Consider the following 16,988-nt stretch of genomic DNA (forward strand, 5'->3'; position numbering starts at 1 on the left):
CGCCCGCACGGTCAAGCCCGTTAGCGGTGTGTTCTCACCCGACTGGCCCGGGACTCCAGGTAGCGCTGCTCGGCGAGGCTGGCGGTGGCCTTCGCGGCCCGCCGGTAGTGCTCGTACGCCCCGGCCAGGTCGCCCGTCTTCTCCAGCAGATGCGCCCGTACGGACAGCAGCCGATGATGCCCGGCCATCCGCTCGTCACCGTCCAACGTGGCCAGCAGAGCCAGCCCGGCCGCCGGGCCCTCGGTCTCGGCGAGCGCGATCGCCCGGTTGAGGGTGACCATCGGATTGGGCGCGATCCGTTCCAGGACCAGGTAGAGGGCGTGCACCTGCGGCCAGTTGGTCTCCTCGGCCGTGGCCGCGTCGGCGTGCGTGGCGGCGATGGAGGCCTGCAGCTGGTAAGGCCCGAGCGCCGGGCCGGCCAGCGACGTCTTGACCAGCTCGATGCCCTCGTCGATCAGCTCGCGGTCCCACCGCGTACGGTCCTGCTGGTCCAGCGGCACCAGGTCGCCGGTCGCCGTCGTACGCGTCTCCCGGCGGGCGTGGGTGAGCAGCATCAGCGCGAGCAGCCCGGTCACCTCACTGTCCTCGGGCAGTTGCGCGTGCACCATCCTGGTCAGCCGGATCGCCTCGCGCGCGAGGTCGGCGCGGTGCAACTCGCTGCCCGATGAGGCGGTGTAGCCCTCGTTGAAGATCAGGTACAGCACGTGCAGTACGACCCGCAGCCGCTCCTCGCGCTCCGCGCCGTCCGGCAGGCTGAACGAGCTGCCGGCCGCCTTGATGCGCTGCTTGGCCCGGCTGATCCTGGCCGCCATCGTGGCCTCCGGCACCAGGAACGCGCGGGCGATCTCGGCGGTGGTCAGGCCGCCGACCGCGCGCAGCGTCAGGGCGGTCTGGGAGGCCGCGGTCAGCGTCGGATGGCAGCACAGGAACAGCAGGACGAGCGTGTCGTCGGTGTCCGGTACGTCCTCAGGCACCACCTCGGTGGCCGTCGCCGACTCCCGCTCGCGGCGCGCGTGGTCACTGCGCATCTGGTCGATGAGCCGCCGGGACGCGACCGTCACCAGCCAGCCGCGCGGATTGTCCGGCAGCCCCTCAGCCGGCCATTGCGTGGTCGCGGCGAGAACGGCCTCCTGTACGGCGTCCTCACACCCTTCGAACTGGCCGTGCCGGCGTACCAACGTGCCGAGGACCTGCGGCGTGAGCTCACGCAGCAGGTCCTCGATGGCAGGTGCGGTGGTCATGCCTCCAATTGTCCGTCAGCGAACATCACCTGCCGCACCTCGACCCCCAGCCCCTGGATCGCGCAGTCCGGGATCTGCGCCGCCAGCTCGATCGCCCGCTCCTTGCTCTCGCAGTCGATCAGGTAGAAGCCGCCCAGATACTCCTTGAACTCCAGGAAAGGCCCGTCGGTCACCACCGGCTGGCCGTTGCGTACGGACACCACCGCGGCCTGCGACGGGTCGACCAGTGCCTGCGTGGTGATCAGCTCGCCGGACTTCTTCAGCGCCTCCATGAACTTGCCGTGGCCGTCACCGATCGCGGCCTTCTCCTCGTCGGTCAGCGCGTCCAGCACGGCCGGGTTGATGTGCAGGCTGATCAGGAACTTCATCTCGTACTCCCTCGTGGTTCGGCTGGTCCCTTCGACTGGTTGGTCGGAGCCGCCGCCCTCGTCTTGACATCCCCCGCCAGAACTTTCGCATGAGTTTTCACCGGGACCGATGTCAAGAAGCTCTCGACCGTTCCGACCATCCGTCGAACCCTCTAGAGAACAGGAAGTTACAGATATGCGAGTCAACCGGGCGTGGCTGGGCCTGATCGTCCTCACGCTGCCGACATTGATCGTCGCGATGGACATGACGGCGCTGCTCCTCGCACTCCCACAGCTGAGCGCCGACCTGGGTGCCACCAACGTCCAGCAGCTGTGGATCAGCGACAGCTACGGATTCATGGTGGCCGGCCTGGTCATCACCATGGGTACGCTCGGCGACCGGATCGGCCGCCGACGCCTGCTGATGATCGGCGGAGCGGCGTTCGCGGTGCTGTCGGTCGTGGCCGCCTGCGCGACCGGCCCGCTGATGCTGATCGCCGCGCGTACGCTGCTGGGCGTGGCCGGCGCGACCCTGGCGCCGTCCACCCTCGCCTTGATCACCAACATGTTCCGCGACGAACGCCGGCGCGGGCAGGCCATCGCGATCTGGGCGACCTGCCAGTTCACCGGCGGCGCACTCGGCCCCGTACTCGCCGGATTCCTGCTCGAACACTTCTGGTGGGGATCGGTGTTCCTGGCCGCCGTACCGGCGATGGCGTTGCTGCTGCTCGCCGGGCCGTTCCTGCTGCCGGAGTTCCGCAGCGACCAGGCCGGCCGGCTGGACCTGGCCAGCGTCGGGCTGTCGCTCGTGTCGGTCCTTCTGATGGTCTACGGCATCAAGCAACTGACCGTCGAGAGCGCGCCGGTCGTCCCGGCCGCTGCCCTCGTCGCCGGTGCGGCGATCGGATTCGTCTTCGTACGCCGGCAGTTGCGGCTGGAGACACCGCTGCTGGACCTGCGCCTGTTCCGCAACCGCCCGTTCACAGCGGTAGTCGTCGCGCTGGTCTTCGCCGGCATCGCCATGGCCGGCACGGGTTTGTTGGTGACCCAGTACCTGCAGAGCGTGCTGGGCTTTTCGCCGGTCGCGTCGGCGGTGCTGTTCGCACCCATGGGCCTGGGTGTGGCGGCCGGCACCATGGCCGCGCCGACGCTGGCCAGGCGGATGAAGCAGACGACCGCGATCGCCGGCGGGCTGGTGGGGTCGGCGCTGGGCGGCCTGCTGCTGGTCGCCGTCGACGTCGAGGGTGCGATCGCCCTGCCGCTGGTGATGATCGGCATCACCGTACTGGCGCTGGGCACCGGCCCGCTGTTCGCGCTGGGCACCGGTCTGGTTGTCGGCTCCGTACCGCCGGAGCGGGCCGGCTCGGCGGCGTCGATGTCGGAAACCGGCAATTATTTCGGCGGTTCGTTGGGCTTCGCGCTGTTCGGGGTGGTGGCCGCGGTGGTCTACCGCAGCGGGATGGCCGGCAGATCACTCGCTGGCACGTCCGACTCGCTGGCGGGCGCGATCGCCGCCAGCCAGCGCCTTCCCGCCGACCAAGGCGCTGAGCTGCTGCACGCCGCCCGGGAGGCGTTCACCGCCAGCCTGCACGTCACCGGCGTCGTCGCCGCGATCATCTTCGCCGGGCTGGCCGTGCTGGTCCTGATCCTGCGCCCGGCAACCCGGATCACCCCGGCCGCAATGCCTGACTTCGAGGCGACTCACTCATAGCTGGCACCCTGCCGAGGCCGACGTTGTGGCTGCCTGCGCTCATTCGCCCGGCGCGTGCTGTCCGTTCGCTGTCGCCGTTGAAATTTTCACGGCCGCCCAGCCGCCCAGCATGAGGACGAGACCTCCTCCCCGCCCGTGACCTGGGCCAACTCGCCACCTCCCGGTGAGGTTGCCGCGCTGCGGCTGGTCTCGTCGCACCAGGGCTTCCCGCACTCGGCGGTGCGTGCTTAGCTTCGCTCGTCCACCGGAAAGCGCTTACCAAGCCCATGGAGACGAAAGATGCGCCTAAAAGCCGTCATCGCGTGCGCCAGCCTGTTAGCCAGCGGACTAGTCGGACTGTCCCCATCCGCCGCCAATGCCGCGACCACGCGGTACGAGGCCGAGACCTCGCCCGCGGTCTGCACCGGCACGATCGACTCCAACTGGGCCGGCTACTCCGGCAGCGGCTTCTGCAACGGCACCAACGCCGCGAACGCCTACGCCCAGTTCACGGTGAACGCCTCGGCGGCAGGCACGGCGACGCTGGGAGCACGGTTCGCCAACGGCACCACCACCACCCGTCCCACCAGCCTGATCGTCAACGGTACGACCACGCAGTCGCCGTCATTCGAAGGCACGGGCACCTGGGACACCTGGGTCACCAAGACGTTGACCATCAACGTCAACGCGGGCACCAACACGATCCGCTTCAACCCCACCGGCAGCACCGGCCTGCCGAACCTCGACTACCTCGACTTCACAACAGGCAGCACACAACCCCCAGGCGACACCCTGTACGCATCCCCGAACGGCAGCGCGAGCGCCCCCGGAACGGAATCGAGCCCCACCACCCTCGCCTCAGCGATCACCCGCATCACCGCCGGCGGGACGATCTACGCCCGCGGCGGCACCTACAGCCTCTCCCAGACGCTCACCATCGCAGCGGGCAACAACGGCACCTCCAGCGCCCGCAAGAAACTGTCCGCCTACCCAGGTGAGACCCCAGTACTGAACTTCTCCGCCATGAGCGAGGACTCGGCCAACCGCGGGCTTGCCCTGAACGGGTCGTTCTGGCACCTGTACGGCATCGTCGTCGAGCGTGCCGGCGACAACGGCATCTTCGTCGGCGGCAGCAACAACATCATCGAGCGCACGGTGACGCGCTTCAACCGTGACTCGGGCCTGCAGATCTCCCGGATCGCCTCTGACACCCCCCACGACCAGTGGCCGGCCAACAACCTCGTCCTGAGCGCGGAGTCGCACGACAACGCCGACTCCGACGGCGAGGACGCCGACGGCTTCGCCGCCAAGCTCACCTCCGGCCCCGGGAACGTCTTCCGCTACGCCGTCTCCCACAACAACATCGACGACGGCTGGGACCTCTACACCAAGACGGACACGGGCCCCATCGGCGCGGTGACCATCGAGGACTCCCTCTCGTACGGCAACGGCACTCTCAGCAACGGCACCCAGAACGGAAACGGCGACCGCAACGGCTACAAGCTCGGCGGCGAGGACATCGGCGTCAACCACGTCATCCGCCGCAATATCGCGTACCGCAACGGCAAGCACGGCTTCACCTACAACCGCAACCTCGGCACGATGTCGATCTCGAACAACGTCAGCATCGACAACACCGAGCGCAACTACTCGTTCGACGGCGGCACCTCGGTGTTCCGGAACAACGTCTCGTGCCGCAGCAGCAGCGGCACGAACGACCGGATCGTCGGCGACGCCGACAGCTCGAACCAGTTCTGGTCCGGCTCGAACGGCTCCCGATGCTCCTCCTACACCGGCTCCCTGCACTGGTCCTTCGCCGCGGACGGCCACCTCGTCGTGACCTTCGGCTAGCCCGCCAACGCCGTGACCGAGTCATCCCGACTCCGCCCCGCGTCGAAGAGGATGAAGAAAGGAAATTCGCCAACCGACAGCCGAAGGGAACTCGCATGCGTACTGCCATCAGATTCGTGATCATGCTCGCAGTGGCGCTGGTCACCGTCGCAGCCGTACAGGCCGCAGCCTCCGCCGCCACGGCCGTCGAGTACGCGCTCATCTTCTAGGTGGATCGAGGCCGGTTTGGTGCGTGCGACCCTGTTGGGCCGCACGCACCTCATCCGGCCACAGGAGCCGGACCAGGTTACTTTCGCTATTTTAGGTCGACTGACCTATAGTGCGTGTCATGAGCGATAGGTTGCGCCTTGATGAGACAGGCCCGGTGCTGGTTGTCGGCGGCTACGGAACCGTGGGAGCGGAACTCTCCACGATGGCGGCCCAGCGATGGCCGTTGCTGCTGACCGGCCGGTCACCCGAGCGAGGCGCGACTCTGGCCGACCGTCTGAGGGCTGAAGTGCGACGCTGGGACCTGGCCGACCCAACGGGATTCTCGGCCTCGGTACGGGCAGTGGTCAGCGCCGTCAACGACCCCGACGACCGAGTGCTGCGCGCCGCACTCGCGGGGGGCGTGCCGTACGTCGACATCACCCGATGGACTGCCCGGCTACAACGGGCCGCGACCGTGGCGACGCTGGCACACCCCAGCGCGCCCGTCCTGCTGTCGTCGGGATGGATGGGCGGGGTGGTCAACCTGGTGGCCGCCGCGCTGGCGGCCGCACTCGGTGGCGCCGACCAAGCGGAAGTGGCCATCCGCTGGGACCTGGCCGACCAGGCCGGAGCCGACTCGGTGGAATTCATGGACCGCCTCGGCCTGGACTACGAGGTGGTCGAGAACGGCCGCAGGCGGCTGGTCATGCCCCTCAGTGACACCCGCCGCGTGCGGATCGGTGACACGCTGACCCGCGTGGCCCGCATCGACACTCCCGAGCAGTTCACCCTGCCTCTCACCCTGGGAGTCACCACCGCGACCACCCGGATCGGATTCAGCTCCACCGCCACCACCTCCGCGCTGCTGGCCGCCAAACGCACTGGCCTGTTCCGCTGGGGGCGCGGAGATCGCTTCACTGCCCTGCGCCGGACCCTGCTGTACTCCCCCGGAGACGGTGGCACCGCACAGGTGCGCATCGACGTCACCCGAGGTGATCAAACGGCGGCGGTCACCATCAGCGACCCCCACGGCCAAAGCCACCTCACCGCGGTCGGCGCGCTCGCGGGCCTGCACCGTGTGCTGGGCCTCGATGGCGCCCCCGCCCCTCAGGGCGTGGTCTTCCCCGAGATGACCCCGCGAGCCGCGCAGGTTCCCGAATTCCTCCAGAGCATGGGCGTCGTACTCCTGCGCCACCCCGGCCATGAGGCGCGAGCGGCATGACAACCCCCGGGTCCCTTACCGCTAAGGGGGACGACCGACGACAAGCCCTGTTGCAGGCCGCCGAGCGCATCCTGATCGATCAGGGCAACGCTCGACTCTCGATGCGGTCCGTAGCCGCAGGTGCCGGGGTGCGGTTGGGTCATCTGCAGTACTACTTCCCCAGCCGCGCCGCCTTGATCCAAGCGGTGCTGGCCCGTGCCCTGGAGCACTCATTGGGCCGGCTCGCCCAGCTCACCCGCGCCCCGGCCGACGGACCCCTGGACAACGACCCAACCGAATTGGTCACCACCCTGCTGGCCGAACACACCGACCCGCGGCTGACCCAGCTGTTCACCGAGATCTGGGCCCTGGCCGCCCGTGACCCTGACATCGCCTCGGTCACCCGCGCCTTCTACCGGGACTACCTCGACCACGTCGCCTCGCTCATCGGCCGGATCGACCCCCACCAACCCGAGGATCAGCGCCGCGCGCGGGCGGAAATCCTCGTCATGTTGCTGGAGGGAGCCTCCCTGTTCCGCTCCGGCATCACGGGAGACCGCTCCGACTCCACCGACGCGCAGCTGTTGAGGACCGCCCTGGTGTTGCTAGGAGTCAACGAGGCCAACTGATCGCGACGATCATCGTACGGGTAGGCGGCCCTGGTAGGACGAGCACGACAGTGGCGATCGCGGCCGCGACCACGATGATCACCATTCCGGCGATCGCCACGAGTGCCAAGACTGAGGTCCGCATGACCAATTCCTAGTGCACGGCCTTCTTTGCCGAGTCGCTTCCGCTGGACGTGGCCGCGCTGCGGCACGCTGGCAGGTAGGGCAGTGAGTAGGGAGGATCATGCACGATCACGACCACCCCGCTCCCTCACCCGAAGAGCCCCGCCCAACACGGCGCCCGCCGTACGGCCTGCCGCTCCGGAAGCGGCCCCGGCTCCTCACCGCGTCCGACTCCCTTACCTGGAGAAGGTACTCGACGCCAACCCCGCCGAAGCGATCACTTCTGCGGAAGCGGCTTCATTCGGCCAGGCCGGCGCTCATTGCCGGCTTCCTGGCTTGCGTAGGCTTCGGCATCTGGTCGGGCGGGTGGCCTACTGACAGCGCCTCACCTCGAACCAATGTCGCCTCGATGCCGACACCCCGCCAGAGCGTTGCCGAGCGTTCGGCTGTGGTCACCTCGCCGCCGGCATCCACGCCCGCACCTCGGATGCTGTCCTCGGCGACGCCACGTTCACGTCCCAAGGTGCCGAAGAGCAAGGCGACATCGTCGGGGAGCCTTCGTCGATCACCGGTCTCGGCTGTGCCGCGCAAGCGTCATCAGCATGTCCCGGCGCCCCCACCCAGGAAGACCACGATCCCCGTTGATCGTGTTGTGAGGAAGACCAGGAGAGTCGAGCCGAAGGACAGCGAGAGCAAGCCCCCGGTCCCGCCGCTGGCCGCGAAGTGCGACGAACTGTTCCCGCCTTCCCTCCCGGAGTTCCAGATGCGCAACCAGGCTTGCCATGAGTTGATGGGCTAGCTCTTGCCAGAGAAATGACAGAAAAGCACGTCACCATCCGTCCGAACTGATCCTTCGGAGGAGATGACATGCGCATCACCCATTACGCGGTCGCGGTCGCGCTCGCACTGTCCATGCCGGCAGTGGCCCCGGCCCCGGCCTCAGCCGAGACCGCCGACGTGCTGAAACCGTCGGCCCACCCCATCAAGCTACGCAGCACGCCCAGGAAGCTCTCGGTGACCTACACCTACCAAGGCCAGGAACACACCTTGGACGACTTCCTCACCCGTACGAGGACCAACGGCTTCCTCGTCCTGGACGGCCAGGACATCGTCGCGGAGCGCTACACCGGCGCGAGCCGTGACACCCGCTTCCAGTCCTGGTCGATGGCCAAGTCATTCACCGCGACCGCCGTCGGCATCGCGCTCAGGGAGAAGCACATCCGATCGATCGACGACCCCGTGGACAAATATCTGCCTGAGCTGACCGGCTCCGGCTACGCCGGGGTGTCCATTCGCGAGCTGCTGCGTATGTCGTCCGGCATCGACTGGGACGAGGCCACCGACGCGCCACGCCTGCAGGCCGCGGCCAACAAGGGCTACTCGATCAGCAAGATGGCCGCCCGCCAGAAGCAGGGCTGGGAGCCCGGCACCCAGTTCGAGTACACCAGCATGAACTCCTTCGTCCTGGCCCGGCTCATCACCAAGACCACCGGAATGCCGCTACCACGACTACGTCGAGCGCAAGATCTGGCGGCCCGCCGGCATGGAGTCCACGGCGACCGTCGGCAACGACTCGCACGGCGACAGTCTGGGCTACTGCTGCTACTACGCCACCGACCGCGATTTCGCCCGCTTCGGCCTGCTCTACCTGCACGGCGGCAAGGCGAACGGCCGCCAGGTCGTCCCGGCCTCCTGGGTCAAGCTGTCCACCAAACCGTCGCCGGCCAATCCGCACTATGGCCTGCACTGGTGGCTCGGCGAGGGAGGCGATTTCACGGCGGCCGGGCTAGGTGGCCAGTACATCTACGTCTCACCTCAGCAGGGCGTCGTCATCGTCAAGTCGTCCATCGCCGGAGGCGCTCCTGATCAGGAAGAGGCCCTCATCGCGTTCCGCGCCGTGGCGGCCGAGGTGGCCGAGGGGGCCGCGTGAGTCTCCGGCTTCTGCGCTTCGTCGTCGCCGCCGGCGTGCTGACGCTCGCGATCGGGCTGGGCGAGCTCGTGGACGGCGACGTCCGGGCGGGTCTTCCGCTGTTCGTCGTCGGCCTCGTTTTCGCCGGAGTGCCGGCGGGCCTGCTGGTCCGTCGGATGATCGCCGGCTGGATGCCAGATTTCCGGCCGTCACCGGCGATGGCGGATCCCACGCTACGGCGCAACTTCCGCAGCGTCGCCGTGTTCCTCATCGCCTACAGCGTGCCGTGGTTCCTCGTGGCCGTCGCGATCCTCGTCTCGGCCTATCGAATCCCACACGACAACGGCAGCAGCGCCGGAGCGATCGTCGCCGTGATGGTCGTCGGATGCTTCATCGCCGGGATACCAACGCTGCTCGGCATCCAGTTCCTGCGCTGCGGCCAATTGGTGCTGCACGGAGCCATTGACGGCATCGCGCCCGGCCTGCGGCTCGGCTGGATCGTCGTCGTCATCGGCGGGCTCGCCACCGTGGGCTCGCTGGCCGACGACCGCCCCGGCTACGGCACGATCGCACTCATCGCCGGCTGCCTGGTCGCCGTCACGCTGGTCAACAACCTCCGATTGCTCATGCTGAACGCCCGAGTCATCGAGTACGAGCGGGCTGGTCGTTCGAGCTGAACGCGCAGCTACGGGCACGGCCGACGGTACGGCAGCCCGGGGAAATGCCGGTCCCATTCGGCCGCGGTGATCGGCGGATGGGCGGTCCGGCAGATCCGCGCGGCCAGGCGCCCCACGTCCGTCTCCCACAGCAGCGCCGCCCGGTCGTAACCACCGGTCGCCAGGGTGTGCCCGTCCGGGCTGAACGCGACCGACGACACATGGTCGGAATGGGCCTCCAGCGCGGAGCGCTCCTGGGGACGGCGGCGGTCGGTGAGGCCCCAGGAGCGCTCCGCGGTGGCGAGGACCAACGTCATTCCTGCTGCGGGAGGGCGGAGGGCTCGATGTTGAGGGCGCCTGAGTGGAACGGCGTGACCTTGACGGGGCGGTGCCCGAACCCGGCGGCGGCCACGGCCTCTGCCAGGCCCGGCAACGCCATGACCGCTCGCACGGCCGCGGCGTCCACCTCGACGCGCACAGCGTCGCCGAGATCGCGGACACGGAGGTCAGAGGTTCGCACGCCCGTACGGTGGAGCAGCGCTCGCATCGCGGTCTCGGCGCGATCGACGCGGGCCAGCCGGTAGGAGCTGACCTCGATGCCGTAACGGATGCGACTCGCCAGGCACGGCGTCGCGGGCTTGTCCCAGGTGGGCAGGCCCCACCGGCGGCTGACCAGGCGGACGTCACTCTTGGTGAAGCCGACGTCGCGCAGCGGCGTGTGGACGCCGCGCTCGGCACCGGCCTGGATGCCGGGGCGGAACGGGTCGGCGGCGTCGTCCGCGTTGGTGCCCGTGGCCATCCGGTCGAACCCGTGCTCGGCGGCCACCTCCGCGATCACGTCCAGCACCTCCGATTTGCAGAAGTAGCAGCGGTCGCGGCCGTTGGCCCGGTATCCGGGACGGCTCAATTCATGCGTGCGCGGCGTCAGATGGCGGACTCCCAGGGACGCCGCGAGCTCCGTGGCGGGGGCGAGCTCGGCGGTGGCCAGGCTCTCGGACAGGGCTGTGACGGCGAGCACCCGTTCCGGGTCGAGGGCCCGCACCGCGGCAGCCAGAACGAGTGCGGAATCGGCCCCGCCGGAATAGGCGACGGCGATCGGACCGACGGCCCGTATGCGCGCCAGAAGGGTCTCCTCCAGCCCTGGGCCGGCGGACCGCTCGGGAATGGCGGCGCTCACTAGGCTTCCCCTTCGTCGTCCGCGACCCCGGTGCACGCCTGCAGGGCGTGCCGGGCGATGGTCCTCAGCGGCAGGCCGAGGCGGGCGGACGCCGCGGCGACATCGTCGTGTTCGGGCTTGGCGCCGTAGGGCCCGCACTTGACCCGGACGGCGCACCCGTCCACGTCGACCGTGCGGGTCTTCCGGGGGAGCACCACCCGGTCGGCCGTGGTCTGGCGGATCCCGAGGCTGCCGGTCTCAGCAAGGACGAGCCGACTGAGCTGGTCGGCGGTCTCCGGCCGCGCCATGACGTGCAGAACGTGCGCGGGACGGCCCTTCTTCATCACCGCGGGCGTCGCCCACGCGTCGAGCGCGCCGACTTCCAGCGCCCGGGAGATCGTGTGGCCCAGCACTTCGCCGGTGACGTCGTCGAGGTTGGTGGACAGGACCACGACCTGCTCGGCGGCTCCCTGCTGGGACTCGGCGGGGTGACCGATCGTCACGGCGGTGACGTTCGGACGGTCCGCCAAGGGCCGCGTGCCCGCGCCGTAGCCGGTCGCGGCAACCGTCATCGGCGGAGGCCGCCCGTACCGCGTGTGGGCCGCGACGAGCAGGGCGGCGCCGGTGGGGGTGACGGTCTCCCCTGGGATGGCGGTACCGGTGACGGCGGCTCCGTTGAGCAGCGCGAGGGTGGCGGGGGCCGGGCAGGGAATCACCCCGTGGGCGGAGCGGACCGAACCGGTGCCGAGCGGGAGCGGCGCGCAGACGACCTCGGTCACGTCCAGGTAGTGCAGTGCCGCCGCGACCCCGACGATGTCGACGATCGTGTCATGGCCCCCGAGCTCGTGCAGGTGAACGATGGAGGGGTCGGCTCCGTGCAGCCGTGCCTCGGCCTTGGCGATGGCGGTCAGCGCCGCGACGGCGAGCGCGCCCGCCTGCTGGGGCCGTGCTCTGGCGGCCGACTCGATGAGTTCGGCCGCGCGGCGTTCGGAGCGGTCGTCGGTGACGTCGACGTGGACGCGGGTGGCGGCCAGGCCGTGCTCGACCACGCGTTCGGCGGTCAGCTCGAAGCCGGTGAGGCCGGTGGACTCGACGGCGGCGCGGATCCGGGGCAGTGGCGCTCCGGCGTCGATGAGCGCGCCGAGCAGCATGTCGCCGGCCAGACCCGTGAAGGGGTTGATCCAGCAGATCACCGGCGTCCTCCCCAGGCCTGGGCGATTCGGTGGACGGCGATGGCGGCGCCGAACCCGGAATCGATGTTGACCACGGTCACACCCGCGGCGCAGGAGGCATGCATGGCGAGAAGAGCCGTGACCCCTTCCAGGGACGCCCCGTAGCCCACGGAGGTGGGCACGGCGACGACCGGCGAGCGGACCATGCCTCCAACGACACTGGCGAGGGCCCCCTCCATGCCGGCGACGACGATGACGGCGTCCGCGGCCTGGAGTCTTTCCCGCACCTGCAGGACGCGTTCGATCCCGGCGACGCCCACGTCGTGGACGGCGGTGGTGTCGAGGCCCACGGCCGCGCACACGGTGGCCGCCTCGGCGGCCACCGGACGGTCGGAGGTACCGGCCGCCACCACCATGACCTTGAAACTTCCGATGGCCGCCGGCCGCCACAGCAGCAGCCGCGCCTCAGGGTCGTACGTGCCGCCCGGACTACCGGTGAGGATCTCGCCAGCCGCCTCAGGGGCCACGCGGGTGACCATGACGGGACCGGTGTTGTGCGCGAGCAGGCCGGCGACGATGGCCTTCACCTGCTCCGCCGTCTTGCCGGGCCCGTAGACGACCTCCGGAAGCCCTTGCCTCGCCTCCCTGCCGACGTCGACTCTGGCGAATCCGAGATCGAGCACGGTGGGTTCGTTCGTCGGGCGGGTCATGACGCCCCCGCGAGATAGGGAATCGTCTGTGGCCCCTCCGGGAGAACGCACGCGCGCGCCCCCGGCCCAGCCGCCGCCAGCGCGGCGGCGAGCGCGGTGGAGACGTCGCCGGTCTGTTCCAGATGCGCGGTGGCAAGGTCGGCGTCGCTCAGGTACGACGTATGCATGATGACCCGGCTGCCGCACTGGATGCGGGCCTGGATCTGGACCTGCCACTGGTCGGGTACGGTGCGGGCCCGGGCCTGGATCTCGTTCAGCAGTGCGCGGGGCGACGGCGCGGAGGCCAGCACCTCGCGATAGGAGCCGTGGCCGGGGAACCCGTCGCGGCACTCGGCGGCGCAGATGATGGTGCCGCCCGGGCGGACCACCTGGTAGGCGGCGGACATGCCCTTGACGGCCTGGTAGAGGTTCTGGTCCAGCGGGAACCCGGAGTTGGTGGTCACCACCACGTCGAAGGGCTCCGGGACCGGTCGCATCGCCATGCGCTTGGCGGTCGCGGTCGCGGCGGCGTGCATCGGCAGCAGGTCGCCGCCGAAGGCCGCGACGATGTCCTTGTCGCGGTTGAGTATCACATCGCAGGAGAAGGTGACCCCCGTGGCCGCCGCGATGGCCCGTACGTCGTCATGGACAGGGTTTCCGTGAGTGATCCCCCAGGTGGCTCTGGGGTTCCCGATGCGGGCCGCGTCGTGCAGGACCAGCACGGTCTCCAGGGCGGCCAGTCCGGGCGCCACCAGTTTGGGACCGCCCGAGAAACCGGCGAAAAAGTGTGGTTCGACGAAGCCGGTGGTGATCCGCACGTCGGCCTCGGCCCACTCGCGGTTGAGCCAGACGGGCACCCCGTCGCCGTGAGTGCCGAGCCAGGTGAGCTGCCCCGGATCGCGGGCGTCGTGGTTGACCACCCTGACGGAGTCGACGACGTCGTCTCCGAACATCTGGCGCAGCTCGGTGGTGCTGTTGCCCCGGTGGGTGCCGGTGGCGACCAGGACCACCACGTCGTCGAGATCGATGATTCCGTCGAGTTCCGCGAGGATCGCCGGAATCATCAGGTGCCGCGGCTGCGGCCTGGTGCCATCGCAGGCCGAGATGGCCACCGTTTGCCCGGGACGTACCCGCTCGCGCAGGGGCGGCCCGGACACCGGCTCGCGCAGCGCCCGCACCAGCATGGCCATCTGGTCGGGTGCCGCGTCGTGGTGCACGGGCTCGACCACCGTGGTCACCGCGGGGTCGACGTCGATATCGAGCCCGGATTCGCCGTAGGCGAGGCGGACCTTCTTCATCATCAGGATCGCCCCCATGCGTCGAGCTCGTCCCACAGCGGCTCGGGAACGGTCATAGCGGCGTGGGCTACGTTCTCCATGACCTCGGCGGGGGTCCGGGCACCCACCACCACCCCGGTAACGGCCGGGTGGCGCAGCGGGAACAGCAACGCGGCGGCCGCCAGCGGGACTCCGTGGGAGCGGCAGCACTCCGCCAGCTCCATGGCGCGCCGCAGGACGTCCTGCGAGGCGGGAGCGTAGTCATAGGTGGAGCCAGGACGCGGGTCGGCGAGCACGCCGCTGTTGAACACGCCCGCGACCAGCACGGAGACCCCGCGCGCCAGGCAGAGTGGCAGGAGTTCGTCCGCCGCGCCGCGGTCGAGGAGGGAGTAACGACCGGCCACCATCACGCAGTCGACGTCGGTCTCGGCGACGAAGCGGGTGAGCATCTCGCTCTGGTTCATGCCCACGCCTATCGCCTTGATCATCCCTTCGTCGCGGAGCCGGGCGAGCGCGGGGAACGCCTGGCCCACGGCCTGCTCCCAGTGGTCGTCCGGGTCATGGATCAGCACCAGATCGAAGGCGTCGAGACCGGTGCGTTCCAGGCTCTCGGCGAGCGACCTGCGGACTCCGGCCGAGCTGTAGTCGCGTGTCCTGATCATGTCGGGGGCGCCGAAGAACCCCTCGCCGCCGGACGTGGCCGGGCCTGGGTCGAGCAGCCTGCCGACCTTGGTGGACACGACGGCCTCGGCGCGGGGCCGGTCGGTGAGGAAGGCGCCGAGGTGCCGTTCGGCGAGCCCCGCACCATAGTGAGGTGCGGTGTCGAAGAACCGGATTCCGGCGTCCCAGGCCGCCGCCAGGGTCTCGGCCGCCTCATCTTCGGACACGGGAGCGAACAGGCCGCCCAGCGGTGCGGTGCCGAGTCCGATGCGGCTCACGGTGACCTCGGTGCGGCCGAGCGGGACACACCCGGCCGCGCTCGTGCCCAGAGCCGACATCAGGCCCGCCCCAAAGTGTGGCGCTGGCGGCCGAGCCGGTCTATCTCGGCTTCGACGACATCACCCGGACGCAGATAGGGGAAGTCGTTGGCCCCGAAAGCCACGCCCGCCGGAGTGCCGGTGTTGATCACATCCCCTGGTTCGAGGACCATGAACTGACTGAGATACCAGACGAGGTGGCGGGCCCCGAACACCATGTTCTTGGTGTGACCGTCCTGGCGGAGCTCCCCGTTGACCCACAGGCGCATGCCGAGCGCCTGCGGGTCACCGACTTCGTCCGGCGTGACGAGCCAGGGGCCGAGCGGGTTGAACGTCTCGCAGGACTTGCCCTTGTCCCACTGTCCGCCGCGCTCGTGCTGGAAGGCCCGCTCGCTGACGTCGTCGGCGATCGTGTACCCCGCTATGACCGCGTCGGAGTCCTCCGGCGAGTCCAGATAACGCGCGGTGCGGCCGATGATCACCGCCAGTTCGATCTCGTAGTCGGTCTTGACGCTGGTACGCGGGATGAGCACGGTGTCGTCCGGGCCGATCACGGTGTTGGCGGCCTTCATGAACACCACGGGCTCGCCGGGGACCGGTGTCGCGGTCTCGGCCGCATGATCGCTGTAGTTGAGCCCGATGCAGACCACCTTGCCGGGGCGCGCGACCGGTGCGCCGATCCGCTGCCCTCTGAGCTCGATCGGTGGCAGCTCGTCGGCCGCCAAGGCCGCGCGGGTGCGTTCGACGCCGTCGCCCGACAGGAATCGGCCGTCGATGTCGGAGGCCAGCCGGGACAGGTCACGGGGTCGGCCATCGGTGTCGAGGACGACGGGACGCTCGGCGCCCGCAGGTCCCACACGCAGGAATTTCATCTTTTCTCCGTCTCGCTCTGCTGGAGGTATGCGCGCAGCCAGCGCTCCGTTGTGCTGACGTGCATGCGTGCCGCGGCCTCGGCCAGCGCGGCGTCCCCTTCGACCAGAGCTTCGTAGATGGCCTCGTGTTCGGCGAGCGTGCGGGCGCCGGCGTTGCCGTCCACCAGTCCGCGCCACACCCGGGCCCGCAGCGTACGGCCGGCGATGCCCTTGAGCAGGGTCGCCAGGGTCTGGTTGCCCGTGGCGGCGATGACCGCCTGGTGGAACGCGGCGTCGTGCCTGTTCAGCAGTTCGACGTCGTCACGCGCCTCGCGCATGGCGTCGAGATGCCGCTCGACCTCGCCGAGCTGCTGGGCGGAGATCCGCACTGCGGCCAGCCCGGTGGCCATGGGCTCGAACAGCCGCCGCACCTCGGTGACCTCCAGAAGCATGTCGCCTTGGAGCAGTTCGACCGCGCCGCCCACCCCGCCGAGCAGCAGGCTCGGTTCGAGGCTGGTGACATAGGTGCCGTCACCTCGACGTATCTCCAGGACCTGGGTGACGACCAGCGCTTTGACGGCCTCGCGCATGAGGTTGCGCGACAGGCCGAGCTCGGTGGCCAGCTGCTGCTCGGGCGGCAGCTTGGAACCGGGCGGCAGCTCTCCGGACTGGATGAGCTCGCGAATACGCGTGATGGCCTTGTCGGTCAATGACATCGACGATCCCCCGGGGCGGTCCGGCCTTCACAGGGGGAGAGCCGGACATTGTGATCGGTTCGTCTCCGCAGCGTAGCAGCGACATCCCATGTCTGGAAAGCAGTAATCCCATGTCTCGCCGGGAGGGCGGCGCTGATGATATGTCCACGTCATCAAGGTGAACTGCGATTATGTCAAAATCATGAGAGCAAGCCTAGACACGACGTTCCCTTCTGCGTATACATTCATCCCATGTCGAAGCACCGACCTAGCGCACCGTTCACGCAACCGAAACCCATCGGGAGACCGGCACCGATGACCGTCGCGACCCATAGAGGTCGCTGGGAAGGCGTCGG

At 69.3% G+C, this 16,988-nt stretch carries 18 protein-coding genes and 1 pseudogene; 7 read left to right on the plus strand and 12 right to left on the minus strand.

The genetic code is table 11. The features are described 5' to 3' along the window. Positions 1 to 20 precede the first annotated feature (20 nt). Together KME78_RS07480 and KME78_RS07485 are read right to left on the minus strand one after the other, a co-directional pair. Positions 21 to 1,241: an RNA polymerase sigma factor gene (locus KME78_RS07480; RefSeq protein ID WP_219528030.1), complete on the minus strand. Its 1,221-nt coding sequence runs from the start codon at positions 1,239 to 1,241 to the stop codon at positions 21 to 23. Further along, positions 1,238 to 1,609, minus strand: coding sequence for a YciI family protein (locus KME78_RS07485; protein WP_219528031.1), 372 nt, complete (start codon positions 1,607 to 1,609; stop codon positions 1,238 to 1,240). Before KME78_RS07485 ends, KME78_RS07480 begins: the two co-directional genes overlap by 4 nt. Before the next feature lie 175 nt (positions 1,610 to 1,784). On the opposite strand from KME78_RS07485, the gene KME78_RS07490 reads away from it, so the two are divergent. From KME78_RS07490 to KME78_RS07505, 4 genes are all read left to right on the plus strand, one after another. After that, positions 1,785 to 3,299 carry an MFS transporter gene (locus tag KME78_RS07490; RefSeq protein WP_219528032.1) on the plus strand — a complete coding sequence of 505 codons (1,515 nt, stop codon included), beginning with the start codon at positions 1,785 to 1,787 and terminating at the stop codon, positions 3,297 to 3,299. A 279-nt stretch (positions 3,300 to 3,578) separates the two neighbouring features. Further along, a complete protein-coding gene (locus tag KME78_RS07495; protein WP_219528033.1) occupies positions 3,579 to 5,129 on the plus strand; it encodes a right-handed parallel beta-helix repeat-containing protein in 1,551 nt (516 codons plus the stop codon). Positions 5,130 to 5,457: 328 nt separating this feature from the next. Beyond that, the gene (locus KME78_RS07500; protein WP_219528034.1) at positions 5,458 to 6,540 is read left to right on the plus strand and encodes a saccharopine dehydrogenase family protein; all 1,083 of its coding nucleotides are present in this window, start codon (positions 5,458 to 5,460) and stop codon (positions 6,538 to 6,540) included. Continuing rightward, the gene (locus tag KME78_RS07505) at positions 6,537 to 7,148 is read left to right on the plus strand and encodes a TetR/AcrR family transcriptional regulator (RefSeq protein ID WP_281428632.1); all 612 of its coding nucleotides are present in this window, start codon (positions 6,537 to 6,539) and stop codon (positions 7,146 to 7,148) included. Before KME78_RS07500 ends, KME78_RS07505 begins: the two co-directional genes overlap by 4 nt. On the opposite strand, the gene KME78_RS07510 is transcribed toward KME78_RS07505, so the two are convergent. Both KME78_RS07510 and KME78_RS07515 read right to left on the minus strand, forming a co-directional pair. After that, positions 7,132 to 7,272 (minus strand): hypothetical protein, encoded by a 141-nt coding sequence (locus KME78_RS07510; RefSeq protein ID WP_219528035.1) that lies wholly within the window; start codon positions 7,270 to 7,272, stop codon positions 7,132 to 7,134. The genes KME78_RS07505 and KME78_RS07510 overlap by 17 nt on opposite strands. 275 nt (positions 7,273 to 7,547) lie before the next feature. Then, positions 7,548 to 7,787: a hypothetical protein gene (locus tag KME78_RS07515; protein ID WP_219528036.1), complete on the minus strand. Its 240-nt coding sequence runs from the start codon at positions 7,785 to 7,787 to the stop codon at positions 7,548 to 7,550. Between the two features lie 375 nt (positions 7,788 to 8,162). Here KME78_RS07515 and KME78_RS67840 point away from each other — a divergent pair. The 3 genes and pseudogenes from KME78_RS67840 to KME78_RS07525 form a co-directional block, all read left to right on the plus strand. Continuing rightward, positions 8,163 to 8,690: pseudogene (locus tag KME78_RS67840) on the plus strand (serine hydrolase domain-containing protein); the annotation flags it as partial. A 103-nt stretch (positions 8,691 to 8,793) separates the two neighbouring features. Beyond that, the gene (locus KME78_RS67845) at positions 8,794 to 9,180 is read left to right on the plus strand and encodes a serine hydrolase domain-containing protein (protein ID WP_372454888.1); all 387 of its coding nucleotides are present in this window, start codon (positions 8,794 to 8,796) and stop codon (positions 9,178 to 9,180) included. Continuing rightward, positions 9,177 to 9,836 (plus strand): hypothetical protein, encoded by a 660-nt coding sequence (locus KME78_RS07525; protein ID WP_219528037.1) that lies wholly within the window; start codon positions 9,177 to 9,179, stop codon positions 9,834 to 9,836. Before KME78_RS67845 ends, KME78_RS07525 begins: the two co-directional genes overlap by 4 nt. A gap of 8 nt (positions 9,837 to 9,844) precedes the next feature. Here KME78_RS07525 and KME78_RS07530 read toward each other — a convergent pair whose 3' ends face one another. The 8 genes from KME78_RS07530 to KME78_RS07565 are packed head-to-tail and all read right to left on the minus strand — an operon-like array spanning position 9,845 to position 16,653. Next, on the minus strand, positions 9,845 to 10,132 hold the full coding sequence (locus tag KME78_RS07530; protein WP_219528038.1) for a WD40 repeat domain-containing protein: 288 nt from the start codon (positions 10,130 to 10,132) through the stop codon (positions 9,845 to 9,847). Beyond that, positions 10,129 to 10,992, minus strand: a complete 864-nt coding sequence (larE, locus tag KME78_RS07535) for an ATP-dependent sacrificial sulfur transferase LarE (RefSeq protein ID WP_219528039.1) — start codon at positions 10,990 to 10,992, stop codon at positions 10,129 to 10,131. The genes KME78_RS07530 and larE overlap by 4 nt, the downstream gene beginning before the upstream one ends. Further along, the gene (larC, locus tag KME78_RS07540) at positions 10,992 to 12,164 is read right to left on the minus strand and encodes a nickel pincer cofactor biosynthesis protein LarC (protein ID WP_219528040.1); all 1,173 of its coding nucleotides are present in this window, start codon (positions 12,162 to 12,164) and stop codon (positions 10,992 to 10,994) included. The genes larE and larC overlap by 1 nt, the downstream gene beginning before the upstream one ends. Further along, positions 12,161 to 12,853 carry a nickel pincer cofactor biosynthesis protein LarB gene (gene larB / locus KME78_RS07545; RefSeq protein WP_219528041.1) on the minus strand — a complete coding sequence of 231 codons (693 nt, stop codon included), beginning with the start codon at positions 12,851 to 12,853 and terminating at the stop codon, positions 12,161 to 12,163. The genes larC and larB overlap by 4 nt, the downstream gene beginning before the upstream one ends. Beyond that, positions 12,850 to 14,148 (minus strand): nickel-dependent lactate racemase, encoded by a 1,299-nt coding sequence (gene larA, locus KME78_RS07550; protein ID WP_219528042.1) that lies wholly within the window; start codon positions 14,146 to 14,148, stop codon positions 12,850 to 12,852. Before larA ends, larB begins: the two co-directional genes overlap by 4 nt. Further along, positions 14,133 to 15,107 carry an aldo/keto reductase gene (locus KME78_RS07555; RefSeq protein WP_219528043.1) on the minus strand — a complete coding sequence of 325 codons (975 nt, stop codon included), beginning with the start codon at positions 15,105 to 15,107 and terminating at the stop codon, positions 14,133 to 14,135. Before KME78_RS07555 ends, larA begins: the two co-directional genes overlap by 16 nt. After that, positions 15,107 to 15,958 (minus strand): fumarylacetoacetate hydrolase family protein, encoded by an 852-nt coding sequence (locus KME78_RS07560; protein WP_219528044.1) that lies wholly within the window; start codon positions 15,956 to 15,958, stop codon positions 15,107 to 15,109. Before KME78_RS07560 ends, KME78_RS07555 begins: the two co-directional genes overlap by 1 nt. Beyond that, a complete protein-coding gene (locus KME78_RS07565) occupies positions 15,955 to 16,653 on the minus strand; it encodes a FadR/GntR family transcriptional regulator (protein ID WP_219528045.1) in 699 nt (232 codons plus the stop codon). The genes KME78_RS07560 and KME78_RS07565 overlap by 4 nt, the downstream gene beginning before the upstream one ends. Positions 16,654 to 16,988 lie beyond the last annotated feature (335 nt).

Origin of the sequence: Nonomuraea guangzhouensis, from assembly GCF_019396345.1 — a bacterium.
Lineage (GTDB): Bacteria > Actinomycetota > Actinomycetes > Streptosporangiales > Streptosporangiaceae > Nonomuraea > Nonomuraea guangzhouensis.

Excerpts from the sequence above, each read along its gene's own strand:
- KME78_RS07565 (WP_219528045.1), bottom strand. The coding sequence starts at position 16,653 with ATGTCATTGACCGACAAGGCCATCACGCGTATTCGCGAGCTCATCCAG.
- KME78_RS07495 (WP_219528033.1), top strand. The coding sequence starts at position 3,579 with ATGCGCCTAAAAGCCGTCATCGCGTGCGCCAGCCTGTTAGCCAGCGGA.
- KME78_RS07560 (WP_219528044.1), bottom strand. The coding sequence starts at position 15,958 with ATGAAATTCCTGCGTGTGGGACCTGCGGGCGCCGAGCGTCCCGTCGTC.
- KME78_RS07485 (WP_219528031.1), bottom strand. The coding sequence starts at position 1,609 with ATGAAGTTCCTGATCAGCCTGCACATCAACCCGGCCGTGCTGGACGCG.
- KME78_RS07510 (WP_219528035.1), bottom strand. The coding sequence starts at position 7,272 with ATGCGGACCTCAGTCTTGGCACTCGTGGCGATCGCCGGAATGGTGATC.
- KME78_RS67845 (WP_372454888.1), top strand. The coding sequence starts at position 8,794 with ATGGAGTCCACGGCGACCGTCGGCAACGACTCGCACGGCGACAGTCTG.
- KME78_RS07490 (WP_219528032.1), top strand. The coding sequence starts at position 1,785 with ATGCGAGTCAACCGGGCGTGGCTGGGCCTGATCGTCCTCACGCTGCCG.
- KME78_RS07480 (WP_219528030.1), bottom strand. The coding sequence starts at position 1,241 with ATGACCACCGCACCTGCCATCGAGGACCTGCTGCGTGAGCTCACGCCG.
- KME78_RS07530 (WP_219528038.1), bottom strand. The coding sequence starts at position 10,132 with ATGACGTTGGTCCTCGCCACCGCGGAGCGCTCCTGGGGCCTCACCGAC.
- KME78_RS07555 (WP_219528043.1), bottom strand. The coding sequence starts at position 15,107 with ATGTCGGCTCTGGGCACGAGCGCGGCCGGGTGTGTCCCGCTCGGCCGC.
- larA (WP_219528042.1), bottom strand. The coding sequence starts at position 14,148 with ATGGGGGCGATCCTGATGATGAAGAAGGTCCGCCTCGCCTACGGCGAA.
- KME78_RS07500 (WP_219528034.1), top strand. The coding sequence starts at position 5,458 with ATGAGCGATAGGTTGCGCCTTGATGAGACAGGCCCGGTGCTGGTTGTC.
- larB (WP_219528041.1), bottom strand. The coding sequence starts at position 12,853 with ATGACCCGCCCGACGAACGAACCCACCGTGCTCGATCTCGGATTCGCC.
- KME78_RS07505 (WP_281428632.1), top strand. The coding sequence starts at position 6,537 with ATGACAACCCCCGGGTCCCTTACCGCTAAGGGGGACGACCGACGACAA.